The 26812-nt window shown below is 57.5% G+C and carries 22 protein-coding genes; 1 reads left to right on the top strand and 21 read right to left on the bottom strand.

Annotation, left to right across the window (positions count from 1 at the left end):
- Positions 1 to 3: 3 nt before the first annotated feature.
- The 15 genes from tsaE to VFA76_16155 form a co-directional block, all read right to left on the bottom strand.
- On the bottom strand, positions 4 to 447 hold the full coding sequence (tsaE, locus tag VFA76_16225; GenBank protein HZR33394.1) for a tRNA (adenosine(37)-N6)-threonylcarbamoyltransferase complex ATPase subunit type 1 TsaE: 444 nt from the start codon (positions 445 to 447) through the stop codon (positions 4 to 6).
- A 15-nt stretch (positions 448 to 462) separates the two neighbouring features.
- On the bottom strand, positions 463 to 2052 hold the full coding sequence (locus VFA76_16220; GenBank protein ID HZR33393.1) for an NAD(P)H-hydrate dehydratase: 1590 nt from the start codon (positions 2050 to 2052) through the stop codon (positions 463 to 465).
- The gene (locus VFA76_16215) at positions 2049 to 3053 is read right to left on the bottom strand and encodes a potassium channel protein (protein ID HZR33392.1); all 1005 of its coding nucleotides are present in this window, start codon (positions 3051 to 3053) and stop codon (positions 2049 to 2051) included. The genes VFA76_16220 and VFA76_16215 overlap by 4 nt, the downstream gene beginning before the upstream one ends.
- Positions 3054 to 3164: 111 nt before the next feature.
- Entirely contained in the window at positions 3165 to 4787 is a 1623-nt protein-coding gene (locus VFA76_16210; GenBank protein ID HZR33391.1) for an amino acid permease, read from the bottom strand.
- Between the two features lie 22 nt (positions 4788 to 4809).
- Entirely contained in the window at positions 4810 to 6294 is a 1485-nt protein-coding gene (locus tag VFA76_16205; GenBank protein ID HZR33390.1) for an amino acid permease, read from the bottom strand.
- 192 nt (positions 6295 to 6486) lie between these two features.
- Positions 6487 to 7098 (bottom strand): thiamine phosphate synthase, encoded by a 612-nt coding sequence (thiE, locus tag VFA76_16200; protein HZR33389.1) that lies wholly within the window; start codon positions 7096 to 7098, stop codon positions 6487 to 6489.
- Positions 7095 to 8453 carry an acetyl-CoA carboxylase biotin carboxylase subunit gene (gene accC / locus VFA76_16195; protein HZR33388.1) on the bottom strand — a complete coding sequence of 453 codons (1359 nt, stop codon included), beginning with the start codon at positions 8451 to 8453 and terminating at the stop codon, positions 7095 to 7097. Before accC ends, thiE begins: the two co-directional genes overlap by 4 nt.
- Before the next feature lie 60 nt (positions 8454 to 8513).
- Positions 8514 to 8990, bottom strand: a complete 477-nt coding sequence (accB, locus tag VFA76_16190) for an acetyl-CoA carboxylase biotin carboxyl carrier protein (protein HZR33387.1) — start codon at positions 8988 to 8990, stop codon at positions 8514 to 8516.
- Positions 8991 to 9125: 135 nt separating this feature from the next.
- Positions 9126 to 10214 (bottom strand): Xaa-Pro peptidase family protein, encoded by a 1089-nt coding sequence (locus VFA76_16185; GenBank protein ID HZR33386.1) that lies wholly within the window; start codon positions 10212 to 10214, stop codon positions 9126 to 9128.
- A 119-nt stretch (positions 10215 to 10333) separates the two neighbouring features.
- Complete coding sequence (gene pilQ / locus VFA76_16180) at positions 10334 to 13009, bottom strand: type IV pilus secretin PilQ (GenBank protein HZR33385.1); 2676 nt, start codon at positions 13007 to 13009, stop codon at positions 10334 to 10336.
- A gap of 112 nt (positions 13010 to 13121) precedes the next feature.
- Positions 13122 to 13757 carry a hypothetical protein gene (locus tag VFA76_16175; GenBank protein ID HZR33384.1) on the bottom strand — a complete coding sequence of 212 codons (636 nt, stop codon included), beginning with the start codon at positions 13755 to 13757 and terminating at the stop codon, positions 13122 to 13124.
- Between the two features lie 8 nt (positions 13758 to 13765).
- Positions 13766 to 14422: a type 4a pilus biogenesis protein PilO gene (gene pilO, locus VFA76_16170; protein HZR33383.1), complete on the bottom strand. Its 657-nt coding sequence runs from the start codon at positions 14420 to 14422 to the stop codon at positions 13766 to 13768.
- 15 nt (positions 14423 to 14437) lie between these two features.
- The gene (locus VFA76_16165) at positions 14438 to 15013 is read right to left on the bottom strand and encodes a PilN domain-containing protein (protein ID HZR33382.1); all 576 of its coding nucleotides are present in this window, start codon (positions 15011 to 15013) and stop codon (positions 14438 to 14440) included.
- On the bottom strand, positions 15010 to 16065 hold the full coding sequence (gene pilM, locus VFA76_16160) for a type IV pilus assembly protein PilM (protein HZR33381.1): 1056 nt from the start codon (positions 16063 to 16065) through the stop codon (positions 15010 to 15012). The genes VFA76_16165 and pilM overlap by 4 nt, the downstream gene beginning before the upstream one ends.
- Positions 16066 to 16074: 9 nt before the next feature.
- Positions 16075 to 16308, bottom strand: a complete 234-nt coding sequence (locus VFA76_16155) for a helix-turn-helix domain-containing protein (GenBank protein ID HZR33380.1) — start codon at positions 16306 to 16308, stop codon at positions 16075 to 16077.
- A 423-nt stretch (positions 16309 to 16731) separates the two neighbouring features.
- On the opposite strand from VFA76_16155, the gene VFA76_16150 reads away from it, so the two are divergent.
- Positions 16732 to 17316 (top strand): GNAT family N-acetyltransferase, encoded by a 585-nt coding sequence (locus VFA76_16150; protein HZR33379.1) that lies wholly within the window; start codon positions 16732 to 16734, stop codon positions 17314 to 17316.
- Positions 17317 to 17635: 319 nt separating this feature from the next.
- Here VFA76_16150 and VFA76_16145 read toward each other — a convergent pair whose 3' ends face one another.
- The 6 genes from VFA76_16145 to VFA76_16120 form a co-directional block, all read right to left on the bottom strand.
- Positions 17636 to 20272 (bottom strand): Rne/Rng family ribonuclease, encoded by a 2637-nt coding sequence (locus VFA76_16145; protein HZR33378.1) that lies wholly within the window; start codon positions 20270 to 20272, stop codon positions 17636 to 17638.
- A gap of 399 nt (positions 20273 to 20671) precedes the next feature.
- Positions 20672 to 21754, bottom strand: coding sequence for a rod shape-determining protein RodA (gene rodA, locus VFA76_16140; GenBank protein HZR33377.1), 1083 nt, complete (start codon positions 21752 to 21754; stop codon positions 20672 to 20674).
- Entirely contained in the window at positions 21755 to 23746 is a 1992-nt protein-coding gene (gene mrdA / locus VFA76_16135) for a penicillin-binding protein 2 (protein ID HZR33376.1), read from the bottom strand.
- Between the two features lie 18 nt (positions 23747 to 23764).
- Complete coding sequence (mreD, locus tag VFA76_16130) at positions 23765 to 24283, bottom strand: rod shape-determining protein MreD (protein ID HZR33375.1); 519 nt, start codon at positions 24281 to 24283, stop codon at positions 23765 to 23767.
- Positions 24284 to 24285: 2 nt separating this feature from the next.
- Positions 24286 to 25584, bottom strand: a complete 1299-nt coding sequence (gene mreC / locus VFA76_16125) for a rod shape-determining protein MreC (protein ID HZR33374.1) — start codon at positions 25582 to 25584, stop codon at positions 24286 to 24288.
- A gap of 106 nt (positions 25585 to 25690) precedes the next feature.
- Entirely contained in the window at positions 25691 to 26761 is a 1071-nt protein-coding gene (locus VFA76_16120; GenBank protein ID HZR33373.1) for a rod shape-determining protein, read from the bottom strand.
- Between the last annotated feature and the right edge of the window lie 51 nt (positions 26762 to 26812).

The raw sequence follows: 26812 nt of genomic DNA, 5'->3' as shown, positions 1-26812 counted from the left end.
CCGCTAGCTGGTGACCACGATCTTCCTCTCCGACTCTCCCAACCTTTCAATCGCGATCTCTACATCGCGCTCACGCCTGAAGCGCGAAAACTTTTCTCCCCACTCGATCAGCAACACAGCGTTTTCTCCCCGCAGATCATCCAGGCCCAGGGTCTCCAGCTCGCGAGGCGTATCAACCCGATAAAGGTCAATGTGATAGAGATCCACTTTCGGGCCGCGATACTCGTGCACCAGCGTAAACGTCGGACTGGTCACGTCGTCTTCCCTGGCCGCCGCGAAGGCCTGCGCGACGCCTTTCACCAGAGTGGTCTTGCCCGCACCCAAATCGCCCCGCAGCAGCACCAGCTTCGGCGGAGAGAGTATTTTTGCGAGCGTGTGTCCAAACGCAATCGTCTCCTCGGCCGAATGGGTAACGATCTCGCGGATTGAAGTTGTCTCCTGCGGCATATTTGTCGAATCGGGTCAGGCCTGGAAGCGAACGGTCCTGCTCTTGGCGGCCTCGCGAGTGCGGCGGAAGGCTTCCGGCAGAGCGCCAAGCAGATCGGTCGCAACCAACGAATTTTCGCCAGTATCGTCGCAAGCCACGTCACCGGCCAAGCCGTGAAGGTAAACTCCCGCCAGGACCGTCGTCCTACTTCTGTCTCCCTTTCCGCTTCTCTCTTGCGCGAGCATGCCGGCTAACAGGCCGGTGAGAATGTCTCCCATGCCGCCCGTCGCCATGCCGGGATTCCCGGTAACGTTCACCCAGACCTGGCCATTGGGCTCCGCAATCAGCGTGCGATGCCCTTTCAACACCAGCAACAGTCTGTGCTCAGCAGCAAATTTCCGAGCAATGCCCAAGCGGTCCTTTTGAATGTCTCCAGTCTTCACTTGCGTCAAACGAGCCATTTCACCTGGATGTGGGGTGAGCACCAGCGTGTGTCTGCTGCCATCGAGAAGTTGTGAGCTACCTTCGAACGCGTTCAGGCCATCGGCGTCTAGTACCACAGGCACGTCAGTATCTCGTACCAGCATGCGCACCGTTTCTGCAGTTTCCGGATTGCGCGATATCCCCGGCCCAATCGCCAGCAAAGTCTTGCCTTCGACAATGCTTTCCAGTCGCCCCAACGCGCGCAATGAGATCGTTCCCTCTTCCGTTTCTTCCAGCGGTTCGGTCATCAACTCCGGCGCAAAGCCTGCAACCATCGGCAACACCGACCGAGGAGTTGCGACCGTCGCCAGCCCAGCGCCCGCGCGTAACGCCGCCATTCCGGCCATAGCAGCCGCGCCCGACTTGCCTAATGATCCTCCGATTACGAGTACGTGCCCGAACATCCCTTTATGAGCGTCCCTGGGACGCGGCTTAAGGGCGGCCGCAAGGTCGCGCGGCGTGATCATTTCCAAATTCAGCGAGGATTGGATGGCCTCATCGGGTGACCCGATCGGAGCGATAACCACCACGCCCTGCACCAGCGAACTGAAGACATGCACCAGCTTGGGCGCGGTGAAGGTCACGGTGCCACACGCCGGAACCACCGGGTGGCCGGACTCCGATCCCGAATCCATGGCATCAGCATCGGCGCCGGAGGGGATATCAACTGCGACAATCGGCGCGTGAACCTCCGAAAATCGTCTGATCGCCTCCGCGTAGAGCCCTTGCACTGGAGGTCTGAAACCGGTGCCGAGGATCGCGTCGATCAGCAAATCGCATTCAAACACGGCTCGCGCCTTGGCGCTCGTGAGTTCCTCACTCGAACGCGCCAGGATCGACGATACCGGCAGCTTCTTAAACATAACGGCGGCATCGCCGCGCAACTCGCCGGGATCGGCCAGCAACAGCACCTGCACTTCCCTGCCCGCCTCATGCAGCTTGCGAGCCGCAACGTAGCCATCGCCACCATTGTTGCCTTTGCCGCAAACCAGGCCGATGCGGTTCCGCTCGGGGTAGTCGGAAAGGACAAAGTCCGCCACCGCCGTCCCTGCATTTTCCATTAGAGTGAGGGATGCTATTCCGAATCGCTCGGTGGTGATGCGGTCGATTTCGCGCATCTCGGCCGCGGTAACGATTTTCATGGGTGCATCTGGGACGTCGCTTCAAGCTTGCGCAGGCCCGCGGGCTGCCCCATGGCCACCAGATAGTCGCCGGGTTCGATGCGATCATCCGGTGCAGGATTGAAGTGCAGGTCCTGGCCTGCGTGTTTGATGGCAAGCACGATCACGCCCAGTTCCTGGCGAATTTTGGATTCCTCAATGCTCTTACCGGCAAAAGGCGAGCGCTGGTCAACAAAGATTTCTTCGATCTCCAGCCCCATCTTGCCGTGTCGCGCCGTGGCAATGTCGAGGAAATCAAGAACGTTCGGCCGCAGAAACGACTGCGCAATCCGGTGGCCGACAAACGTGTAGGGTGAGACCACCGAGTCAGCGCCCGCAGTCAACAAGTGTTTCTCGGCATCTTCTTCGCTGGCACGTGCGATTATCTTCAGCCGCGGATTCATACCACGCGCGGTAAGCACAATATAAATGTTGGTTGCGTCCGTGGTGGTCGCCGCCACCAGTCCGCGGGCGTGCTCAATGCGCGCCTGTCGTAACGTGGCTTCCTGGGTGGCATCACCAATGATGGTTGGCCATTCCCCGACGTAGCGCTGGGCCTTGGGTTCGTTCTGCTCGATGATCACAAAGGGGGCTGGCTTGCGTGCCAGCTCGCGCGAAGCGCTGCGGCCCACACGTCCGGCGCCGCAAATGATGTAATGGTCGGAAAGGCGGCTGATCTCACGTTCCATTCTGCGCTTGCCAAAGAAACTCAGCAGCTCGAATTCTAGCAAAGCCTGGGTGAGCGCCCCGATCGCCAAAAACACCAGCGAGACACCCATCAAAATCAGTACGACATTGAAAATGCGACCGGCGTGTGAAAGCGGATGGACTTCCTGATACCCAATGGTCGTGAGCGTGGTAACAGTCATGTACAACCCGTCGAACCACGGCCAGCCCTCGATAAAGTGGAAACCGGTCATGCCCAGAAGCGTCACCATCACCAGGGCGATGCCAACCAGTTTGAGATTGTGAAAGGCCTTCATGGAAGCGGCTTCGACGGGCAGCCTTGCGGCGGCTCTATCCGCGAAAGGACTATAAAACAAAACGGCCCTCCGCGTATCTGCGGAAGGCCGAAACCCAAAGAGTAACCGAACTCAGTCTGCCATGGTTGGCGCACGTTTGGGCTCAGACGAGTTCGCCAAAGCTTGTACCCTGCTGTGATGCCGGCTGTAGGTGAAATAAACCACCAGGCCAATGACCAACCAAACGATCAGCCGTGCCCAGTTGACCCATCCCAGCTTGTACATCATGTAGCCATTGCTGATGATGCCCAAAATCGGCACCACAGGCACCCACGGAGTTCGGAATGGCCGAGGCTGGTCCGGATTCGTCCGACGCAAAAGCAGTATCGCAATGCAAACGATCACAAAGGCCAGCAAGGTTCCGATATTGACCATCTTTCCTATGTCATCAATGGGCGTGACGCTGCCCACGATTGCCGCCAGTAAACCGACCAGAATCGTGTTTTTCCATGGGGTGCGAAATTTGGGGTGGATTGCGGCAAAGAAGCCCTTCGGCAGCAGCCCGTCATTGGCCATTGCGTAGAGCACGCGGGTTTGTCCCAGCAACATGACCAGCATCACGCTGGTCAAGCCGGCGAGCGCCCCCAGCGTAATGATGTGAGAAGCAGTGGTGAGCCCGCGATCAAGAAATGCACGTGCAATCGGGGCCTCGATATTGACCTCTTGCCACGGCACCATGCCGGTGAGCACTGATGCCACCAGGATGTATAGCCCTGTGCATACCAACAGAGACGTGATAATCCCAATCGGCAAATCGCGCTGCGGATTTTTGGCTTCTTGCGCGGTTGTAGAAACCGCGTCAAATCCGATATAGGCGAAGAAGATATAAGCCGCCCCGGCCCCGATCCCAGAGAAACCGTAGGGAGCGAATGATTTCCAGCTGTGACCCCAATTCGAGGGGTCCACATACTTAAACCCCCAAGCGATCACGAAGAGCACCACCGAAACTTTGATCGCGACAATCACCGAGTTGAAACGGGCGCTTTCCTTGATACCGATAGCCAGAATAGTTGTGATGACCAGGGCGATCACAAACGCCGGCAAATTGAAACCGAATTCGTGCCCAAAAATCCTTGGAGCCGCCAGCATGTCATGCGCCCGCTGCACCAGCTCCGGAGACTGCGACGAGATGATCGTCCCCACTTTAGCCAAAAACGCTGAGGTCCCTGGTACCAGCGTCGGATCCGAAGCTTGCGCCATTTGGCGGGCGACCACGTTCTCGGCGGTGCGGAGAGCCGTCCAGTGGTCATAGGCCAGCCAGAGCGGCATTTTGAGGTGGAAAATATCCAGCAGCTCGATGAAATGATTGGACCAACCTGACGAAACCGTGCTCGCCCCCATAGCGTATTCAAGAGTCAGGTCCCATCCAATAATCCAGGCGAACAGTTCGCCGAGAGTGGCATACGCGTAGGTATAGGCGCTCCCGGCCAGGGGGATCATGGCCGCGAACTCTGCATAGCAGAGACCGGCGAAGGCGCATCCCAGTCCGGAGAGTACGAACGACAACATTAGCCCCGGCCCAGCGTAGTGCGCGCCTAGCCCGGAGAGTACAAAGATGCCGGCTCCAATAACCGCCCCTACACCTAGTGCGGTCAATTGAACCGGGCCCAGAGTTCGTCTAAGAGTGTGCTCGCCCGCTTCTCGCGATTCTTCAATCAGCAACTGGAGCGGTTTTCGTGCCAGCAGATTTGCCACGCTATTGGTTTCTCCTTGGCAGTTAAGCCGATGGACCTGTGGCCATTTCACCCGAGCGCCGTGACCACAGGAAGTACACGGGAATCCCTATAAGTACGATGATCAAACCTGGCCAAGTGAACTGGGGCTTATACCGCAATAGTACGATATCTATAAAGACCGCGAAAACTATGTAAATAGCGGGCAGGACCGGGTACCCAATGGCTCGGTAGGGTCGCGCCGCATCAGGTTGTTTCCAGCGCAGAACAAAGAGCGAGCCGATGGTCAGAATGTAGAAGATCAGCACTGCGAAAACGATGTAGTCAAGCAGTTGGCTGTAGCTTCCCGACAAACAAAGAACGCAGGTCCAGATTGCCTGTACCAGCAGCGATACCGCGGGAGTCTTGTAGCGAGGATTCAGCCGGGAGACGCTGCGGAAAAAGAGCTTGTCCTTGGCCATCGCATAGTAAACCCGCGCGCCCGCGAGAATCAGGCCATTGGCACAGCCGAACGTGGAGAGCAGGATCGCCACCGCCATCAGCGCGCCGCCGGTATTGCCGAACATCTGCTGCATCACCGCGGTACCCACCCGATCTTCCGTAGCGTACTGAATACCGCGGGCGACCACCGTCGTCCCGTGAGGGTCCCCGACGAGAGGCAGTACCATCAGGTAAATAAAATTGGCCGCAATGTAGAGCACGATCACAACCCCGGTACCAAGCGCCAGTGAAAGCGGCAGGTTTCGGCTTGGGTTCTTTACCTCAGCCGCCGTGAATGTGACGTTGTTCCAGGCGTCGGCAGAGAACAACGATCCTGTTTGGGCGATGGCCAGAATGGTCAGAGTGCCGACGATTGCGATCGGACCATCCACCCCCACCTGCACCGCATGTCGGGCGTGTAAGCCGGCGTTCATCCAGAAGTTGGAGAAGTTGGCGGCAATGGCTTGTGGGTTGCGACCTATGAGCGCCCCAAGGAGCACAATTCCGAAGAGCGCGGAGACTTTAGAAAAAGTAAAAATATTCTGAATGAGGGCCCCGGTCTTCAGGCCGAACACATTAATAATAGAGAGCAAGATCACCATAAGGATCGCGGCCAGGTTCTGAGTGCTCAGGCCAACGTCCATATTTCCCAGCACCATGGGGCCAAGCGGAATTGGGGGTACCTTGGCGATGTGCAGGATCCAGTTGGCTGAGGAAACCGAGGGAAAGAAGAACCCGAGAAACTTGCCGAAAGCCACGCCCAGCGCCGCAATGGTGCCCGTCTGGATTACCAGGAAGAGTGTCCAGCCGTAAAGAAATCCCCACAGTGGCCCCAGGGATTCACGCAGAAAAACATATTGCCCGCCGGCTTGCGGCATCATCGCCGCCAGCTCCCCGTAGCAAAGTGCCCCTACTATGGTCAGAAATCCAGTGACTGCCCACGCCAGAATCAACAGCGCTGGTGAACTGACCTCACGGGCGATCTCCGCTGAAACAATAAAGATGCCAGAGCCGATCATCGAGCCCATCACCAGCGTGGTAGCGCTAATGGGGCCGAGTCCTTTGACGAGTTCAGTGTCCTGGCTGCTGGGGGAGTAGCGCGCGACGGCAGGGGTGGGAGTCTTGGTGTCGGTACTCAAGCGTTGATTTCCATCATCATCCAGCACATTATCAATTACTTAGCTCAAAACCAAAATAAATTTTCGCTGCCCGACTAGCTGACGCCGGGGTCTCAATTCACCTTACCGCAATTCCCGCAGAAATTCTGCTGCCGCCTGGCGCGGGGACTCTAACAGATCGGAGATGACTGCGACGGAATTCGCGCCGGCTTCGAGCGCTGCGCGGCAATTCGCGCGCGTGATGCCGCCGATCGCTACCAGCGGTTTACGAGTGAGGGCGCGGGCAGCACGGATGCCGGCAACGCCGATCACGGGATCGGGATTGGCTTTGGACTTGGTCGCGAACACCGGTCCTATGGCCAGGTAGTCCGCTGAAGTGGCGTCGGCCAGGCTGACCTGCTCAGGGTTATGGGTTGAAACTCCAATCCAGAGGTCGTTGCCAACCACGGTCCGGCCCTGCTCCACGGGGAGGTCGTTCTGGCCGAGATGGACGCCTTTGAAACCGGCAGCCAGGCAGAGGTCAGCACGGTCGTTCATGATCAGCGTGGCTCTGGGTAGCGTCCGCCTCAACTCGCGCGCGTGGCTGAGCATTTGGCGCGAGTTGCCGCTTTTGTTGCGATATTGGAAAAGCTCAACCCCCGCGGCGCGCAGAGTGTCCGCAAAAGTCATTAAAGCTGAAGGATCAGGAAAGCAGGACGCATCCAAAATTGCGTAAAGACGGGAAAGCTCAATCATTCTTGCCGCTTCTCAGGATTAAGAAATCGCTGCAGATAATTCGTATCAATACGGCCGGCCCGAAAATCCGCATCCGCGAGAATGCGTCGGTGCAGGGGAATCGTGGTGTAAACACCCTCTACGATAAACATCTCCAGAGCGCGCGACATGCGTGAGATGGCTTCATTCCGGTCTTTCCCGCGGACGATGAGCTTGGCAATTAACGAATCATAATAAGGAGGAATAACGCCTTCGGCGTAAGCCGCGGTGTCCACTCGCACCCCGGTACCACCCGGCGGGTGAAAGGCGCTGATCTTTCCGGCTGATGGGGTGAATTTCTCGGGGTGCTCGGCATTGATGCGGCATTCGATGGCGTGGCCGCGGCTCAGCACCTTACCGTGCAGCACGTCATCCATGCGCTCGCCCACCGCCAGCAAAATCTGACTCTTCACCAGGTCCACATCGGTCACCATCTCCGTGACCGGATGTTCTACCTGGATGCGGGTGTTCATCTCTATGAAGTACAGCTTGCCATCTTCATCCATCAAGAATTCGACGGTGCCGGCATTTACGTATCCGATCTTTGAAAGCGTCGTGGTCAGGATCTTGCCAATCTTTTCGCGCAACTCGGGAGTGACCCGAGTCGAGGGCGATTCCTCGAGCAGCTTCTGGTGGCGCCGTTGGATGCTGCACTCACGTTCCCCAAGACTAATGACTTTGCCGTAAGAATCGGCCAATACCTGGAATTCGATATGGCGTGGCCGCTCCAGGAACTTCTCGATGTAAAGATCACCGTTGCCGAAAGCGGCCGCGGCTTCTGCCTGGGCCGCGCGGAACAGGCCGGGCAGTTCCTCATCATTGCGAATGATCCTCATGCCGCGCCCGCCTCCCCCCGCCGACGCTTTCACGATCACCGGGAAGCCCACCGAGCGCGCCCACTCCGAAGCTTCGCCCTCAGAACCGATAATGCCTTCAGATCCCGGCAAAATTGGCACCCCGGAATCTTTCATGGCGGCACGAGCTTTTTCTTTTTCGCCCATCAGGCGCGTGACCTCGGGTGGCGGTCCGATGAACTTGATGCCGCAGGTCTCGCACACTTCGGCAAAGTTCGCGTTCTCCGCCAGCAAACCATACCCAGGATGGATGGCGTCCACATTGGCGATTTCTGCCGCGCTGATCACCGCCGGAATATTGAGATAACTCTGACTTAGTTGCGGAGGACCAATGCAGATGGCTTCGTCCGCGAAACGAACCGGGAGGGAGTGGCGGTCCGCCTGGCTATAAACGGCAACAGTTCGAATGCCCAGTTCTTTACAAGCGCAGATGACGCGCAGGGCAATCTCGCCGCGATTGGCTATCAGGATCTTCTTGAACATGCTAAGACGACGGACGGAACGCGCTCTTGGCCGCACCCTGGAATTCGAATCTCCGGCAGCTCATCTGCGCGTACGGATGGCGAACAGCGGCTGGCCATATTCAACCGGCTGTCCATTTTGCACGAGAATTTTGACCAGTTCTCCGGCCACGTCCGATTCAATCTCATTCATCAGCTTCATGGCCTCAATGATGCACAGCACCATACCAGGCTCAACACTGTCTCCGGGTTTTACAAAAGGCGCAGAACCCGGTGACGGCGACTCATAAAACGTCCCTACAATCGGGGAAGTAATATTGTGCACGCCCTCGTCGGCGGTAGGGACAGCGGCAGCCCCCGCGGCGTTCGAACTATGCACCTCGGCCGGCGCCGCCGCTGGCGCTTGTGGCACAGCGGCGTACCGTGTTTCCGGCGCGCTGGCAGCGGCAATGACGCCCCGTTTCACGCGTACCTTGACATCGCCGCGTTCCAGTTCGAACTCGGCAATGTCCTTCTCAATTAAGAACTCGATGAGTTCCTTCAGCTCTTTTTGATTCATCGTTGGTTAGAGGAACCGGCGTTCCTCCTTCGACCTAAACTCAACGAACAAAATTTGATTCCCGGTGACCGTCTGCCACCGCTTGTCCCGGTAACCTGGATTTTTTGGTGCTGGCCAACCTGCTGCAGCTACGTTTTAAACCTCGATCATCTTCTTCGTGGTCGGAGTTAACACTTCGCAGCCACGCTGAGTGACCACGACCATGTCTTCGATCCGCACACCCCCGCTCCCTGCAACGTAAACTCCCGGCTCTATGGTGATTACCATCCCGGGAACTAGATGCTCCTGCTGGCCAGCGGCAACACGAGGCGGCTCATGGATTTCTAACCCCACGCCATGCCCCGTTGAGTGCGTGAAATACTTCGCCAAACCTGCGCGCCGTAGGACGCTGCGCGCTGCCCGGTCAACCTCGCCAACCGCTGCCCCGGGCTGGACTGCTTCGCTGCCCGCCTGTTGTGCTTCCCGAACTGCCTCGTATACCTGGCGGGCCTCTTCATTCGGACGACCCACGTGCACAGTGCGCGTCATGTCCGAACAATAACCTTCGAGTATAACACCGAAATCCATGACCACGAATCCGCGTCCCGGCAGCGCTTGTGCCGTCGCCCGCGCGTGCGGCAGCGCGGAGCGCGGTCCGGCGGCAATGATGGTCGGGAATGACATCTGTTCCGCTCCAGCGCAACGAGCTGCATATTCCAGCTTCGCCGCCACCTGCGTCTCAGTCACTCCCGGACGAATCTCCTTTACGATTTCATCGAAGATACTGGCGGCCAGGAGCACCGCGTCCCGAATTTTCGCAATCTCCTCCGCGTCCTTTACCATTCTTTGTCGCGCAACCACCCCCGTGGTGGGTTTCAGTCGGACCTTTTTCGGCACTAGATTCTTCAAAACGTTGTGCGAGGCCACAGTCAGGTATTCGCTTTCAATTGCGACCGCCAGCCGGGTTACGCGTTTTGCGCGTTCGAAAAGCCATTGTCCAGCAGCACCCAAAACTGACTTCTTGGTGATGACTACCCGCGCGCCCACTACCTCAGCGTGTGCTTGCTCAATGTAGCGGCCATCCGTAAAGAAGACCGCGCCGGCTGAGCCGATGGCCAGTACAGCATTGCTACCAGTGAATCCGCATAGATATCGGACATTTGGAAGATGGGTGACTAGAAAGATGTCCAGCTTTTGCGAAGCCAAAGTTTCAAGCAGGCGTTGCTGGCGGCCGCGGTAATCCATTGGCAAAGACGGACGGTGGACAAAGGGTAACAGTCCACGATTCGATTACCGGTGAAGATAACACTTCGGGGCCCTGACGTGCGTCATGCCGCACAGCAGAGCCCCGGAATTCGTCCCGCTTAGGTCTGAATGATCTTCGGAGTGATGAAGAAGATCAATTCCTGCGTCTTGGTTTGGACCGAGCGACGCTTAAACAAATTGCCAAGCACGGGAATGTTTCCCAGCAATGGTATTTGGTTCACGTTCGCTGAGTTGTTAGTTTGGATCACACCGCCAATGACTACAGTCCCGCCATCGGTGACCAACACCTGCGTAGTCGCCTGCTGGGTGAGTAGCGTTGGGTTCCCCTGCACTTGCGTACTGAAATCAGGGGTCGTGTTCTCCACATCCACGTTCAGAAAGATCGTGTTCTCAGCCGTAATTTGCGGAGTCACGGTCAGCCGCAGGAATGCATCCACATAGCTTACCGTGGGAGGCCCTCCTAACTGGGCCTGGGTCACGACCGGGATTCGCACGCCTTGGCGAACGATTGCCTGAATGTTGTTTTGGGTGACGACTCGCGGGCGCGACAGGATCTTGAGAAGGCCGCGAGACTCTGCCATGGTCAGGGCTGCATCCAGGCGATAGTTACCGGTCAGACTCGTGATGCCAAAACCGCTGGACGGCGCTCCCGCCGCCAGATTCGAGAACAACGGAATACTGGCGAAGGTCGTCTGCGGCGTCCCTGGCGTGGGAGCCTTGACGCCGGGAATGGTGACGTACGGCGGTGGCGCCAAATAGCCAATCTGGGTCGGTGACGAACCCACCGCCCCGGTGCCGCCGATGGTAGTAGTGCTGTTGCCGAAGCCAAATCCTAGCTGAGTCCCAATGTCACGCGCGAAGCTGCGAGTTGCGGCCACGACACGGGCCTCAATTTCGACTTCCTGCGTCTTGCGATCGAGCTGCACGATCAGGCGATCCAGATTAGGAATCACAGCCGGGATGTCCGAGATGATCAGCGCATTGGTGCGGTCATCCGAGATGAGATCGCCTCGCGAGCTCAGTAGTTTTTTGAGAGTAGCGACGACATCTTTGGAATGGGCGTAACTAAGGAAGCGAGTCACTGTGACCTTGTCAACCGCAAGGGCCTCCGCTTCGAGCTGAGCTCGCCGCGCGTCAGCTTCCTTGCGCAGCGTCTCAACAGTGGCGATGCGCAGGATGTTGCCTTCGAGCTGGCGATCCAGCCCGTTGTTCTTCAGCACGATGTCGAGGGCCTGGTCCCAAGGCACGTCATCGAGCACAATCGTGAGCGACCCTTTCACATTGGGATCAAGCACGATGTTGAGGCCGCTGATCTCATGAATCAGGCGGAAGAAGTCCTTCAGATCAACATCCTTTAAGTTCACCGAAATTGGCTCGCCCGTATAACGCGGCTTGTTTGGGCCGCTATCCAGGGCGGACTGACGTTGCTCCAAAGCCATATTCACCGCAGGCTTTATGGCCACTGTGTTCGAGGCGCTGGCTGAAGAACTGCCGGGCGCAGAGCTTGCGGCTGGCGCCGGCGTCGCGGGGGCAGGCGCAGGCGTCGCGGGAGCTGGCGCAGGGGCAGAAGGTGCTGCCGGCGCGGTGGTCTGCTGTACAGGAGCAGCCGCGGTCGAAGCGGCTGCCGGTGCGGGTGCCGCAGCAGCGGGCGCTGCAGCTGGAGTCGCCGCCGTCGCCGGTGGTGTGGACTCACTGGATGCACTCGAAGCCGAGCTCTCGGACGCTGGCGCCGGAGTCGCAGTCGATGTTCCCGGAGGCGCCGAGGGCGCCGCCCCGGCCTGGGTCATCGGGCTGGTTTCCTGCACTGCCGGCGCGGGTTGATTTGCTGCTCCCGTCTGATCTGTCGCTGGGACAGACTGAACTGCGGTCGTGGGCTCTGTCGTGGCGGCGGGCGGAGTGGTTGAACCATTCGCGTCTGCCGGCGGTGCAACCGGGCTCGGTGTGCTACTCGGATCCGAAGGAACGTCCTGCACGGCTGGGCTCGTCTGGCTGGCAGAAGTACCGGCCGCGGGGCCACTGGAATCTGCGGCAGGGCTGGCTGCCGGCGTGGCGCCATTCTGATCCGTAGACTGTAATGCCGAGCTCGCCGGAGGCAATACCAGATTTGCTGGGCGATTGGCGGCTACTACGGCAGCGGCCTTCAAATTTCGCTCTCGCGTGGAAAGAATATTTCTGGCTGCGACCGTCGACCGGTAATTCGGTTCGACGATGACGTAGTCCCGTGCCACGGCTGCAGTCACGGGTGAAGATGTCGCCAGCGCAGACCTCGACAAGGAAGCAGGGGCAACTGTCTTTTGAGCAACTGGCCGGGCGCTTAGAGCTTGGGTTGCGATGCCGGCCACGGCAGTGGTCGGCTTGCGCACTCTTACCGACAGGTGGTGTCCGTTCCGAATAAGTTGGTACTGCTGCGCCTGCTCCAGATCAATGACAACTCGTGCCAGTGGCGGATGAGTGCTATTCTGCGCCAGCCTTATGGAGCGTACCCCGTTGGCGTCTACGGAGATGTTGCGAAACTTCGAGACCACCGTGTTGGGTAAGTCCACCACCAGGCGATCGGGATTTTCCACCGTCGTCGCAGTGGGAGAGAGGTCGCCCGAAGCCTTGATCTCGACGCTAATCCCATCGTGACTGCGCACCACGTCCAGGCTTTCAATCACCGGCCAACCAGCCGCGACCGAGATCGCACCACGGTCGGCAGGTTGCGCCTGGGCAGTAGCCGCCACTGAAATCAGCAGCAGGGCAGAAATGATTCCCAGCACTTTCGTTCGCCTCATTATGTTCTCCCTCAGCACGGGCGCCATCTTCTTGCCGCCATTTAGGCGCCGAGTCGGTGCGCCCCGTGTTGCGACTTAAAATTTCGTTCTAGCCCCATCTTCTGGGTGACCATCAAACCGCCGGGACAAAAAGCTTTTTCACCACATCATGGGTGAAAGGACGTCCCAGCGCGTCCTGCACAGTTTCTTTGAACACCACCGAATCCCCGGTAATCCTCACCACATAGCCGTTGAATACGGGATCGTTTTCGCGCAAGAAGTACGCTTTATTGGCGGCGTTGACCACCACGGCGATCATTCCGTTCTCCGACTTAACAATGCCTCGCAGGCTGACCGAATCCACCGCCAGGCAACGCTTTCCACCCGAGCACCCGGCTCCTGGACCATTCAAGCGGCTCACGATCGGACTGATAAAGGGATCGCGCTTGGTGGCGTTGCGCCGGGCAGCCGCAGTAAGGCGGTCCTCACCTCGCTGCGAGCCTGCCGAATCTTCCGGCAATTGGGTCTCTTCGCTGCCCGAAGAGCGCGTCTCCGCTTTGTTCGAAGCAGTACCATTCGAGGTTTCTTTGCTGGCCACGGGCAGAGGAGAATTGCCGGAAGCGGGAGAATCCACCACGTCCTGCTGCGAGTTCCAGGTTTTTTGCGCGGACTGCAATTTCTGCCGCGTGTTGCTGACCACCTGCGGTGACTGCGCCCAAAGAGCGCCCCCGCAGACCAGCACTACGGCAATCAATGTGTTCGCCTTCATAGGGTCCCTTATCTCCCGGGCACGGCGGCCGAAACTGGCCGCAGGGTTGCTGTTTTGCCGGGCTGCTGCTGCGGCTGCTGGTCATGACTGAAGAACGTCGTCGCCAGACAAGTCACCACCACGCTTTCGCCCGGGTTGTACTGATACGTATGCTTGGCCTTGGCGTCGCCCGGCTTGGCGACTCCCGCCATGACTAAATTATTGACATCGATAATGCGCTCCAGATGGGCCACGCGAGTGTAGAAATTCAGCACCGAGAAATAGGGTCCGTCCAACTCCACTTCGAACGGCAGCTCGGTGTAAAACTCGCGCGTGTTGGTGGGCCGGGCGGTGTAGCGCCGGATCTCGATTCCCGACTTGGCTGCCTCTCCTTGCAGCATGTGGATGAACTGGTCGGCTTGCTTTTCGTCAGGCACGATGCGCTGCTGGATAGCGAGCTGCTGCTTCAGATTTTCGATCTGCTGCTCAATCTGCACCAGCTTCGGACGATAGCGCTCCAGCTCGGTGTTTTCCGCCACCTTGGCCTTTAACGCGTCCTCATCCGTTTGGTTTGCGGTGCGCATGCCTCGCAGCACGGCAAAATAGCTCATCAACGTAAGGAACAGCGCGACGCCAATGATCGCCGCCCACTGATTTTTTTCCGGTAAATCGCTTAGGTTCGCCATTTTCTTATGCGCCTCTTAGCTCTTCTTCTCGCATACCAGAGTGAAGAAGAACGATTGCAGCTCCTTCGCATGGTCGTCCTGGTAGCTCTCTTTGATTTCTACTGACTTAAAAAATCCCGAGCGTTGCAAGTTGGAGATGAGGTTGGCAACCGCGTCCTGGCTGAGCGCCATCCCCTCGATGTCTATGTTGGTGCCATTGTCCCTCATGGTGCTGAGCCATACCGCCTCGGTGCGATTCACCGTGTCGCCCAACGACGCCATCAAGTTCACCGGGCCGAACTGCGCGCTGCGCAGCTGATCAATCACGTCCACCCGGCGTTTGTAAGCCTGCATCTGCTTTTCCCGCTCTAAGTACCGGGACTTCACCGCCGCCAGTTCACGGTTTTTCCGGTCGGCCTGACCCATCTGGTCGGCGATGCGGGTCTTCTCGCGAGTGAGCTGGTACCAATAGCCCATGTTCAGCGACGCCGTGACCAGCACCACCACCAGGATCTTCACGGTCACGTTCATGCCTTCGCCGGGAATCGATACGGCGATGGCAGCTCGCTTGTTTTTTGCTTTCGAAACAGCCAGCAGGTTTATTCGGATCATAAGTCTTCAAAACTCCTCAGGGCCAATCCCACGGCCACGGCAAGCTGACCAGCGTTCTGCGAGATCAATTCCGCCCCCATCCCCTCCACCGGAGCAGAGATCTTTTGAAAAGGGTTCAGGATTTCGACCGGCAACGAAAACTCCTGGCGCAGGGACTCGAGCAGCGCCGGCACTTTGGAGGAGCCGCCAGCCAGGAATATCTTCTCAATGTGTTCACCAGGAGCGGTGGCGCGGAAGAAATCAAAGGTCTTTTGAATTTCCAGAACAATAATTTCGGTGACCTGTTGCAGGATGGGCAACTTGGCGTCTTCGCTGACCGTGCCCACTTTACGGCCCAGCTTTAGCGATTCCGCATCCTCAAAACTGAGGTCCAATTCTTTCTGCAAAGAATCCGTGTACTGATGGCCACCCACGCTGACGTCGCGCGTGAACAGGGGAACATTGCCCTTCACGATATTGATGTTCATCACGCTGGCGCCCAGATTGAGCAAAGCGACGGTCGAGCCCGGCGCCGGCTCGTAGTTGTACTCGTAACAGTTCTGCAGCGCGAAGGCATCTATATCCACGATTGCTGGGGCCTTGCCCGCCATGGAGAGGACGTTGGTGTAGTTGAGGATCTTGTCTTTCTTCACCGCCACCAGGAGCACATCCATCTGCGGATTCGACGGATCTTCGGAGAGCACCTGGTAATCAATGCTGACGTCGGCGATATCGAACGGAATCTGCTGCGCCGCTTCTTTCTGAATGGTCTCGGCCAGTTCCGCGTCGCTCATGGTGGGCAGCGAGAGCTTCTTCACAATCACCGAGTGTCCGCTCACCGAGGTGGCCACCGCCCGCGACTTAATTTCGTTCTCACTGAAAAGTTTGGCGATTGCGCTGGAGACGGTGCCGCTGTCCACAATCATGGAATCCACCACAATGTCTGAGGGCAATGGCTCGAGCCCAATGTGAGTGGCCTCGATGCCGGTGCGGCTGCGCTTCAGCTCCACCGCCTTGATGCTGCTCGAACCCACATCCAAGCCAACTATGGACTGCTTGCCAATTCCAAACATGGCGCCCCTTTATGAACCGGCTGCCGCTCGGGCAGCTTTTGATTTCTTACGGCCTTTGCCTTCTCCCTGCGTGCTCTTCCGCTCCATCCACGAATCCAGAATGGTCTTTTTAAATTTCCAGCGGTTGCCGAGTTTGAATGCCGGGATTCTCTCCTCGTACACATACTTGTAAAGCGTGTCCGCACTGACCCCCAGATACTGTGAGGCCTGGCGAATGTTCATTACTTCGGGGGACTCGACCATACTCGTATGACCCTCATTCACAGAGGTGCCCCTCCTGCTCCGGACAAATGTCCGGAACCTGAACCGCAGGGGGAGAAAACCCTTCGGCAAAACTCTTCTTTCGGGGGAGATGTGTTTGTGTGCTGCTGACTGTATATCAACCCTAACGCAACGGGTGTCAAGGTTACCGTTTGGGTTTGTCCGCGTTTCATACCGGTTTCTTCAGGTATTGCGTAAGCTCTCTTCGGCAAATTGTCTATATTGTGTAGCTTATCTACTTGGAAATACAATACCTAGGGGTGTTGATGCATAGGGTTCGCGCGCTCCGCAAAATACCATTACCTTGGTGCTACGACACGGGTGTGCGCTCGGCACAGGCCCAACTGGGAGTAACTCGGTTGCGCGAACTCGCGGTTAGATACGCAGTGAAGATACGTAATTGAAATGAGTGCGCCGAATTTTCGTCTACGACAAGCCGCGGTCCGTGACATTCCCGTTCTAGAGTCGTTGATTGAGACCTCAGTCCGAGGATTGCAGGCGCAGGACTATTCACCTGCTCAAATTGAGAGTGCGCTCAAATCGGTTTACGGTGTGGACAGCCAACTGATCGCCGACGGGACTTATCTGCTGGTCGAAACCGAATCCGATCCTCTTCGACACCAAGCCAAAAGTGCACGATCGGGATCGCTGATTGTGGGCTGCGGTGGCTGGAGCAAGCGCAAAACTCTCTATGGGGGCGACCACTGGACAGGACGGCAGGATGAACTACTGGATCCACGAAAAGATGCCGCTAAGATTCGGGCCTTCTTCATCCATCCCGCGTGGGCGCGCCGCGGTATCGGCGGATTAATCCTGGAGGCGTGCGAGACGGCAGCGCGGTCCGCTGGCTTCACTCGCTTCGAAATGGGCGCTACCCTGACCGGCGTGCCCTTTTACTTAGCCAAAGGCTACACGGCTTTAGAGCATCTGCAGGTTCCGCTTGCCGGCGGCGGCTCCCTGCCCATTGTGCGCATGGCAAAAGCAGTCTAGCGGCGGGATTCTGTGGTAAACGGAGGCCTCCGCGGCTCGCAGTCTCCGCCCCTTAGACAAGACGGCGCATCAGTGACAATCCATTATCGGCGATGGAGCGGACAGGTTGGCGTGATTTTTGGCGACCTTAAGACGCAAACTGACTGGTATCTGCTCCTGAACACCACCGCAATTCTCTGGAGGAAATCGTCGCTCGTACTCAGCGGCGCGACTTCTGGGAGCAAGCCTGGGCGTGGTCGGGCTGCTAGCCATCCGCCATCGGCATTGTTATCGTGGCCAGCTGCTGCGGCCTATTCCTGCATCGGATCCTGGACCCAATTCAGTTGATGTCGAACTGCTCCTGGTGTAGCGCGGGATCAGTCTTGACGATGATGGTGCGCCGCGTGAGCTCTTCCATCTCTTGTAGCAAGCGCCCGTTGTTGGCCTTGAGAGCCTTTCCGACTTCAGGATTCACGCGCAGCATCACATCCTGCCCTTCCAATTCCTTGGCGATCTTGCGCATTTCGGTGTAAATCTCATTGCAGATGGTGCCCACAGATTTTACGAAGCCGGTGCCGGTGCAATAAGGGCAAGAGCTGCCAAGAGTGCGCTCCAGCGATTGCTTCACCCGTTTACGAGTGATCGCAACCAAGCCGAAATCGTTGAACTGCAGCACCTTCGATGGAGCACGATCGGCCCGCAGCGCTTCTTCGAGCGCCTGCATCACTTTTTGGCGGTTCCGGCGCTCGTCCATATCAATAAAGTCAATGACGATGATGCCGCCCAAATCGCGCAACCGGATTTGCCGCACGATTTCCTTGATGGCATCCACGTTGGTCTTGACGATGGTGTCTTCCAGGCGCGCCGTCTTACCGACGTATTTGCCGGTATTGATGTCAATCGCCACCAACGCCTCGGTCTGATTGATCACGATGTAGCCGCCACTCTTCAACCACACCTTGGACTTGAGCGCCTTGTTGATCTCTTCCTGTAGATTGAACTGCTCAAACAGCGGGGTCGGCTTGGTGTACAACTTTACGCGTTTGGTCAGTGCCGGCTGGAAGCGGCTCACGAAGCGCAGTACGCGCTCGTATTCTTGCTCGTTGTCCACCCATATCTGTCCGAAGTCCTGGGTCACTTGGTCGCGCAGGATGCGCTCCACCAAATTGAGATCGTGGTAAATCAACGCCGGCGGTTTGCTGTTTTCCGCCCGATGCTTGATCTCGTGCCACAGGCTCTTCAGGAAGCGGATGTCTGCCCGCAGCTCGTCTTCCGAAGTGTTGGCCGCAGCGGTGCGAACGATGAAACCACCCACGCCGTTTTCGCGCTCGCTCAGCACGATGCGCTTTAACCGCTGGCGCTCTTCCTCCGACGCAATCTTGCGTGAGACCCCAGTGTGGCTGACGGTTGGCATGTACACCAAAAAACGGCCGGGCAGCGCGATGTGGCTGGTAATGCGCGCGCCTTTCTTGCCAATCGGTTCCTTGGCAATCTGCACCAGGATCTCCTGGCCCTCTTTGAGCAAGTCAGCAATGGCAGGATGCGGTCTTTGCTGCTCACGCCGACGGAACTTCCGCGGAAAACGCCGTCCTCCGCGCCGCTCCCACTCCGGACGTGCAGTACGCTGTTGATATCCGGCAGTCGCCGCAGGACCGCGCACCTCAGCCTGGGCTTCCAGCTCCGTAGCCCCGGCTTCAGCCTGCTCATGGGCAGCGTCCGCCAGCAGTTCCGCCTCATCCACCTCTTCTTCTTCCTCGGTGCCTTCCGCCGGGCTAGCGTCACCGTTTTCCGCCGGCTCGAATTCATTGGCGAAAACTGCGCGCTCGGTGTCGGTTTCTTTCACTGCCTCGCCGAGTTCAACGCCATTGCCGGCCTCAGGCTCAGTCGCATTTCCATCACGTCGCTCACTGGCTTCGTGCGTTTCTTCTTCCAGTTCCTCAAAGTGAACATCGTCAAGTTCTTCAGCCAGGGAAGCCTCTTCACTCTCCTCGTCTTCGATCTCCTCCTCTTCCACAGTCCCTGCAGAAGACTGGTAGACACGGTCGGCATGCTCCGCGCCCTGTTCTTCCACTTGCTCATATGACGCTTTGCGCTGGGCCGCAGTCAGTTCGCCGCGCGATTCTTGGTCGCGCAATTCATGGACGCGAGGCTCTTCCGAATCGTCTATTCCGGCCTGCTCGTCAACCGCAATGAACGTCCGGCCATGGGATTCGCGCTCACCCGATGAGGCGGGCTGCATTTCATCGGAAGTGTCGCGATCTCCGGAAGGTGACGCTGCTGTCAGCTCGCTGACTTCTGCGCGCGACGGTTCGCCTGAAACCTCTACCGCCGGTCGCTCCTGCGCTGTTTGCCCAAGCCGCTGGTATTTGGAAATTGACTCACCCGGCAGAATGATCGGCTGGTATACCGGCTCGCGCGTAGTTGTTTCAGCGGCGGGCGCCGGCCTGGGTTCATTCCAGTGACTGAACTTGGACTCAGGCATTCCCCGTCCGCGACGTCCGCGGCGACGGCGACGATTGCGCCATCCCCCTCGTTCGCCATTTTCGTCTTCCGGACTCCTGGTCTTTTCGGCGGCTGCGTTCTTCTCGTCAGAGTTCCCCTCGGTGGGCGCCTGTGCAGAGGCCTCGCCCGGCTGGTCCACTCCGGCCTCAGGTTCGTTGCCCCCATTTACCTTAGGCGCCTCAGATGAGGACGCTTCTTGGGGCTGGCGGCCCACCGTAATCTCCTGGACTTCTCCTTCCTCATCCTGCAACTCCAGAAAATCGGAAACATACAGGAAGGCATCGCGCTCCAGTCCGATGTCTACAAATGCGGACTGCATTCCAGGAAGGACGCGGGTTACACGCCCTTTGTAAATAGAACCCGCGAGGGTGTATTCGTTCTCACGTTCAAAATAAACTTCTGCTAACTGGTCGTCCTCAACTAACGCCACTTTGGTTTCATGTGGCGTTGAAGACACAAACAATTCTTTTGTCATGCTGACTCCACACCCGCCTCACTCATGAGGACGCGCTTTAGCGGCGCGATAGCGAAGGATAGGAAGGACTGGAGGTATAGGCTGCTACGGACAGAGGACTACGGGCCTTGGAGGCAAAAACCGTAGACGAAATCCTTTGTTCAAGCTTAGAAATCTTGGCACCTATAGTGTCTGACAAGCACTGGGTTTGTGACCGCTCTCTTCGGCGAGAGTCTCTGAACTTAATCTCAAAACGCCGGAGGGGCCGTTACCCGCCCACTACTTGCAACCAATCCTGCCTGGCCTCGTCTCATTGTTGGCCGGCATATGCCCCCTTCACGCGGGGGCGATCGTTATCGTCAAATCCTGGTAAATTCCTGGCCACCGGCGAACGTGGCCTCCCTTGCTCAGCGGGTCTATCTAATTCACGAAGCGGCGCATACGAATGTTCATGACTATGCCTAGCGCCAGAAACGTAAACAACACCGAAGAACCGCCGTAACTCATCAGCGGCAAGGGTATACCGGTGACCGGCATAAAGCCGACCACCATGCCCACGTTGACGAGGACGTGGAAGGCGAGTACCGCCACCACCCCCATGACCACGAACGTGCCGGCACGGTCGGGCGCCGTTTGCGCGTTCTGGATCAATCGCATCAACACTATAAAGTATAACAGCAGGACCCCCATCGCGCCCACGAATCCATGCTGCTCAGAGAAGGCGGCGAAGATGAAGTCGGTTTGGGGAACGGGAAGGAACATGAGCCGGGTTTGCAGGCCTTTGCTGCCCCAGATTCCGCCCGCCCCCACCGCGATTTTGGATTGAATCACTTGATATCCGGAGCCCTGACGGTCGGCCTCCGGCTGCATGAAGCTGGTTAAACGTTGACGTTGATAAGGCTTGAGTACGTGCCAGGCCACTGGCATAAGCAGTGCGCCGGCAAGAACAATGGCGACGCCATGCCGGGTGCGTAGTCCGCCCAGGTAAATGCCCATAAGGGCAATGGGAATGTAGGTCAAGGCGGTGCCCAGATCGGGCTGCGCCAGTACCATCAGCATGGGAAAACCTACCATCAGCCCGCCCTTGATGAGGTCGAGCAAGGAGAGTTCGTCCTTCCGCAGCTCCGCAAAATATCGCGCCACGGCCAGAATCAGGATCAGCTTCACCCACTCCGAAGGCTGGAAGTGCTGCCCCCCTGGCATCTTGATCCAACGCCGCGCGCCCAGGTATTTCTGGCCAAAGGCCAGAACCCCAATCAGCGATGCCACACCCACCAGGTACATCCAGTGGGCGTTCTCCAACAACATCTGGTAATTGACCGCGCTCACCAGGAACATCACCACGATCCCGGCAGCGATCCAGTAAATCTGCTTGACGTGCACCCCGGAAAACCTGGTGTGATTGGTTGCGCTGAAGATCTCCATAATCCCCAGCCCACAGATAAGTAGGACAAAGGTAAAGAGCACCCAATCGAAATCGCGAAATGAGACGTAACGCGCCATTCAGTTCTTCGTACTCTCAGCTATCGGTAACCGCTCTGTCAGCAGTCGCTGTTTTCGCGGCGTATTGCCTTTGCTCACATTTATATGGAATCGAGCTGCTTGGAAGCGGTCGCCTTGCCCCGACTCTGGCTCGTTCCACAGCCCGGCCATTTCTACGGCATTGCTGTGGTTTGTCTGTGCAACCTTCACTGGAATCTTGCGTTGCTTTTCGACGTACGCTTTCACTACTTGCGCGGCGATACGTGCCGCCAGTTTGCCGTGCTCGCCGCCCTCGAAGAGTACGGCAACTACGATTTCAGGATTGCGTCGCGGTGTTACACCCACGAACCAAGAATTGTCGTTGTACTTACTGCCTTTCAGGATCTTCCGCGCGGCGTTGCTGATCGTCTGCGCGCTCCCCGTCTTGCCGGCGAAATCTATCCCCTGAAGATGCGCGCTCGGAGCGGTGCCCACCGGATCGGTCACACTCGCCATGGCATCGGTGATGATCTGCCAGTTCTTGGGATCAAGGGGTATTTGCGTTTCCCGGTTATAGTTCATGATCTGGCGGTAGCTGGGAGGGAGTTGTTCCGGAAAGACCACATGGGGACGCCGCAAAACTCCATCGCTGGTGATCGCCCCAATGGCGCGCGCCAGTTGCATAGGAGTTACCGCAACCGCTCCCTGGCCGATACCCACCGAGATGGTTTCTCCCGCGTACCATTTCTGTTTAAAGTTACGCGCCTTCCATTCTTCTGATGGCATCACCCCTGAAGCTTCCTGGGGCAGGTCTATCCCGGTCCGTTGACCGAGTCCTAGACTCGTTGCCCATTTGGCAATCCGCCCAATGCCCAAGCGTTCCGCTAACGTATAAAAAAAGACATCACACGACTGGTAGATCCCCTTGGTTATGTCTACCAAACCGTGTACGCGATGCTCCTCCGTGACCCAGCATTTGAAGTAACGCCCGTAAAACACCGCCCCGCCATTGCAGATCACATGCATGTCCTGGGCAATTCCCTCCTGCAACCCGGCAACCGACATGATGATCTTGAACACCGAACCCGGCGCCAGCTGCGCTTGAATGGCCTTGTTGAGCAAGGGGTGGGACTCATCGGTCACCAGCTTGGTCCACTGCTCGCGCGAGATACGCACCGCGAAATCGTTGGGATCAAAGGTTGGTCGGCTGACCATCGCCAGAATTTCGCCAGTCTTGGGATCCATGGCGACGATGGCGCCGTTCCTGTCTTCCAGTGCCTGCTCAGCCGCAATCTGCATGTCGACGTCAATCGTGAGCTTGAGGGGCTGGCCAGGAGTGGCAATGGTCTCATCAAGCCGGCCAACTTCCTTGCCATGGCTGTTGACCATCACCCGGCGAGAGCCGTTCTTGCCCATCAGCAGGTCGTTGTAATAAAGCTCCACCCCGGACTTGCCAACTACGTCGCCAGGACTGTAGAGCTCGAATTCAGGGCGGTTGAGCATGTCTTCGCTAACTTCACCCACGTAGCCAACCAGGTGGGCCATGAAACCGTTGCGCGGATACAGTCGGCGATGCGCCACGATGGTTTCAAGCTCGGGCAGCTCCAGACGGTGGGCTTCAATGAACGCCAGCTCATCGGGAGTAATGTCGTCCTTGAGGATGATGGGCTGGTACTGCGGCATGGTGGCAAATTTGCGCACGCGCTCGCGCACATCTGCCGCAGACATGTGCAAACCTTGAGCAATTTTTTCTACGTCCTGATTGAGTCCCTTGACCTGGTCTCGGAGCAATAGGGCTGAAAACGAAGGATAGTTATCTACGATGACGCGCCCTTCACGGTCCAGAATCTTGCCCCGAGGGGCGAGAATTGGAATGGTGCGCACGCGATTTCGCTCGGCGAGGGCGTCATAATAATCGCTGCCTCCCACCTGCAACCGCCACAAGCCGTATGCCAGCACTAAAAAAATAACCAGAATTAGGTACTGGATGACGTTCAGGCGAAGCTGCGGGACTTTTTCGTCGCGGAAAATCATTTCGTGACTACCTGCCGGTCATGAACGCTGCTTGAAGCGGTCCAGCAAACTGAAGAGAGGAATAGCCAGAACGGCATTCGCGAAAGCTGCCGCCAGCATGTGCCCCCATCGCCAATTCAGCGTAAGGCCCACCATACCCCGTCCCACTGCGAAGTACACGAGCTGATGCACAAGATAAAAGCCAAAAGTAACTAGAAAGCGGGAGCCCGAGTTCTCAACATCCAGTTTGACTCCCAACGACGACGCTCCATACCCCACGACCGTCTTGGCGATTCCAAACAGTCCGATGGGTTGATGGGTGAGGCTGTCTTGCAACAGCCCTATCACTCCGCCATTGAGCAGCCCGCTTACCTGGCTACGGCGTGCCACGGCGAAAAAGATTGTTACCAGCAGCGGAAGATCAAAAATAGAAAAGAAATGAAGACGCAACGGAATAAATGCCTGCAGAAACAGGGCCAGCAGCGGCACCACAACCGCAACCGGCATGCCGAACCGGTAGACCTCGATCTGCTCGCGCGATGTGTATGCGATGGCCACTGCTATTGTGGTTTGTCCTGATCTGGTGGTTGGGTTAAAGGCGATTTTGGCTTTGTTGTGTCCGCAGTCGGCTTGTTCTTCGACGCCGGTTTTACAGGCGATGAGGAAACCGGCGAAGCGCCACTGTCTGGCAGCGTTTTCGCAGTATGGGCCGGCTGCTTTTCTCGGCCCAGTACGACGGTGGTGTCCGGGGCTATATAAGTGCGATCGGCAGTTGCATCCTTTGGAATCGTCACCCGCGGTGGAACCAAGCCCACTGGCTCTTTAGGTAAATTATTTACCAGCGCGGGGACTCCCGAAACGGCGTCCGCGGGTAGTGCTGCCTTGCGTACTTTCGGTGCGCCCACCGGCAATGAGGGCGCCACTTTAGAAGTTTTGGGCGACGCAGTTGTCGCCTTCGGTGGGACGGAAGGCAGACGCGCCGATAGAATGTCGCTGGCTCTTACCGGTCGTCCGGGCTCGCTCACCGGCGCCTTTTCCTCCACCCTCGTGATTACCAGCACCTCTTCCAAACTGCTGAGGTCAGCTGCCGGCTTCACCCGAATATTCAGAAAAAAATCCTGCCCAGGAGAAACTTTGCTCACCGTTCCAATCCGCAGCCCTTTTGGAAAAATGCGATCGCCGCCGCTGGTCAGTACAGTTTCACCGGCTTCTACCTGCTCGTCGCCGGTGACCTTTTCGAGGATGGTTTCCCCTGCAGCAGATCCCTTGAGTACTCCCTGGGAGCGCGATTTCTCCAGTATCGCTCCCAGTCCGCTGCTGGCATCGTTGATGAGGAGCACCTGCGAAGAATATGGAAAGACTTGTAACACCCTGCCCACCAGGCCGGCGGCCGTGATCACCGGCATGTCCTGTTTAATTCCCTGGCTCGAACCTTTATCAATGTAGACCAGCCGGGAAACGTCACTCCCACTCGAACCGATGACCTGTGCTGCCATGGTCTGCGAGATGTACTGCTCCTTAAATCCCAGCAGAAGTTGCAGGCGCCGGGCCTGGGCGGCGTCCTCATTCAAGCGCACTCGTTCCAGCCGCAGGCGGGCAATCTCCTCCTGGAGCTCCCGATTCTGGTTGCGAACGCCACGCAAATAGAAATAGTTGCGCCATAAATCACGCACTCCGGTATGCGCCTCAACGAAGCCTTTCTCAAACGGAGTCAGAACGCTGACGGTCCACACCCGAATTAGGCGGGTAGAGTCGCTATCTGTGGTGCGCTTTACCTGGACTGCCAGGCCGATGACTTCGGCGAACAGCACGACTACCAGTATGGTGACGTTTCGGTGGCGAGTGAGGAGGTTTTCCACTTCAATTCAGCAGTCAGGTACAAAGTCTTGTTTTGCATCACTGGCTTCAGCTATACCAAGCTGCCTGCCCAAACTCTTGTGTTCATGGCCTCGATCAACGGCCAAACTACTCGATCGAAATCTTCCGCAGCAGCTTGAAATCGCTGAGCATTTTTCCCGTGCCCAGCACCACGCTGCACAGAGGATCATCGGCGATGGAAACCGGCAGACCGGTTTCCTCCCGAATGCGTTTATCCAGGTTCTTTAGCAAGGCGCCGCCACCGGTGAGCACAATGCCGCGATCGCTGATGTCGGCGGAAAGCTCTGGCGGTGTACGCTCCAAGGCCACGCGAATCGCGTTCATGATCGTGGAGATGCACTCGCTCAACGCTTCGCGGACTTCGCTATCATCCACCGTGATGGTCTTGGGCACTCCCTCAATCAGGTTGCGGCCCTTGATCTCCATGGTCAGCGGCTTGTCCAGCGGATACGCAGAGCCAATCTCAATCTTGATCTGCTCGGCGGTGCGCTCGCCAATCAGCAGGTTGTACTTGCGCTTCAAGTAATTCATGATGGCCTCATCCATCTGGTTGCCGGCCATACGCACCGATCGTGAGTAAACGATGCCGCTCAAGGAAATGACGGCGATGTCAGTAGTCCCGCCGCCAATATCAACAATCATGTTGCCGCTGGGCTCGGTAATTGGCAGACCGGCACCGATCGCCGCCACCATGGCCTGCTCCACCAGGTGGACCTCGCTGGCTTTGGCGCGATAGGCAGAGTCCATCACCGCGCGCTTCTCAACTTGCGTGATCTCCGAAGGCACCCCGATGACGATCCGCGGATGCACCAGCATTTTGCGGTTGTGTGCCTTCTGGATGAAATAGTTCAACATTTTTTCGGTGACTTTGAAGTCAGCGATCACGCCATCTTTCATCGGCTTAATGGCGACGATGTTTCCCGGAGTGCGGCCCAACATTTCTTTGGCTTCTTTGCCGACCGCTTCCACTTCACCGCTGTTTTTGTTGATGGCGACGATGGATGGCTCATTCACCACGATCCCTTTACCACGCGCGTACACCAGAGTGTTGGCGGTCCCCAAATCTATAGCAAGATCACTGGAGAACATGCTGAATAAAGACCGCAAGCTGTGAGCGTGTGTCGATGTTCCGTTCTTAGAAAATCCGTTAGCTGACATAATTACTCTTTTCAGACCCGGGTATTCCGTCGTCGCGGAAATCTCGTGCAA

The sequence above is a fragment of the Terriglobales bacterium genome (genome assembly GCA_035651655.1).
Taxonomy (GTDB): Bacteria; Acidobacteriota; Terriglobia; order Terriglobales; family Acidobacteriaceae; genus DASRFG01.
The sequence above is the reverse complement of the archived record's forward strand: the minus strand, read 5'-3'. Positions and strand labels throughout refer to the sequence as shown.

What these genes read in the sequence shown, in the direction of transcription:
- tsaE (HZR33394.1), bottom strand. Translation starts at nt 447, where the DNA reads ATGCCGCAGGAGACAACTTCAATCCGCGAGATCGTTACCCATTCGGCC.
- VFA76_16220 (HZR33393.1), bottom strand. Translation starts at nt 2,052, where the DNA reads ATGAAAATCGTTACCGCGGCCGAGATGCGCGAAATCGACCGCATCACC.
- VFA76_16215 (HZR33392.1), bottom strand. Translation starts at nt 3,053, where the DNA reads ATGAAGGCCTTTCACAATCTCAAACTGGTTGGCATCGCCCTGGTGATG.
- thiE (HZR33389.1), bottom strand. Translation starts at nt 7,098, where the DNA reads ATGATTGAGCTTTCCCGTCTTTACGCAATTTTGGATGCGTCCTGCTTT.
- accC (HZR33388.1), bottom strand. Translation starts at nt 8,453, where the DNA reads ATGTTCAAGAAGATCCTGATAGCCAATCGCGGCGAGATTGCCCTGCGC.
- accB (HZR33387.1), bottom strand. Translation starts at nt 8,990, where the DNA reads ATGAATCAAAAAGAGCTGAAGGAACTCATCGAGTTCTTAATTGAGAAG.
- VFA76_16185 (HZR33386.1), bottom strand. Translation starts at nt 10,214, where the DNA reads ATGGATTACCGCGGCCGCCAGCAACGCCTGCTTGAAACTTTGGCTTCG.
- pilQ (HZR33385.1), bottom strand. Translation starts at nt 13,009, where the DNA reads ATGAGGCGAACGAAAGTGCTGGGAATCATTTCTGCCCTGCTGCTGATT.
- VFA76_16175 (HZR33384.1), bottom strand. Translation starts at nt 13,757, where the DNA reads ATGAAGGCGAACACATTGATTGCCGTAGTGCTGGTCTGCGGGGGCGCT.
- pilO (HZR33383.1), bottom strand. Translation starts at nt 14,422, where the DNA reads ATGGCGAACCTAAGCGATTTACCGGAAAAAAATCAGTGGGCGGCGATC.
- VFA76_16165 (HZR33382.1), bottom strand. Translation starts at nt 15,013, where the DNA reads ATGATCCGAATAAACCTGCTGGCTGTTTCGAAAGCAAAAAACAAGCGA.
- pilM (HZR33381.1), bottom strand. Translation starts at nt 16,065, where the DNA reads ATGTTTGGAATTGGCAAGCAGTCCATAGTTGGCTTGGATGTGGGTTCG.
- VFA76_16155 (HZR33380.1), bottom strand. Translation starts at nt 16,308, where the DNA reads ATGGTCGAGTCCCCCGAAGTAATGAACATTCGCCAGGCCTCACAGTAT.
- VFA76_16150 (HZR33379.1), top strand. Translation starts at nt 16,732, where the DNA reads ATGAGTGCGCCGAATTTTCGTCTACGACAAGCCGCGGTCCGTGACATT.
- VFA76_16145 (HZR33378.1), bottom strand. Translation starts at nt 20,272, where the DNA reads ATGACAAAAGAATTGTTTGTGTCTTCAACGCCACATGAAACCAAAGTG.
- rodA (HZR33377.1), bottom strand. Translation starts at nt 21,754, where the DNA reads ATGGCGCGTTACGTCTCATTTCGCGATTTCGATTGGGTGCTCTTTACC.
- mrdA (HZR33376.1), bottom strand. Translation starts at nt 23,746, where the DNA reads ATGATTTTCCGCGACGAAAAAGTCCCGCAGCTTCGCCTGAACGTCATC.
- VFA76_16120 (HZR33373.1), bottom strand. Translation starts at nt 26,761, where the DNA reads ATGTCAGCTAACGGATTTTCTAAGAACGGAACATCGACACACGCTCAC.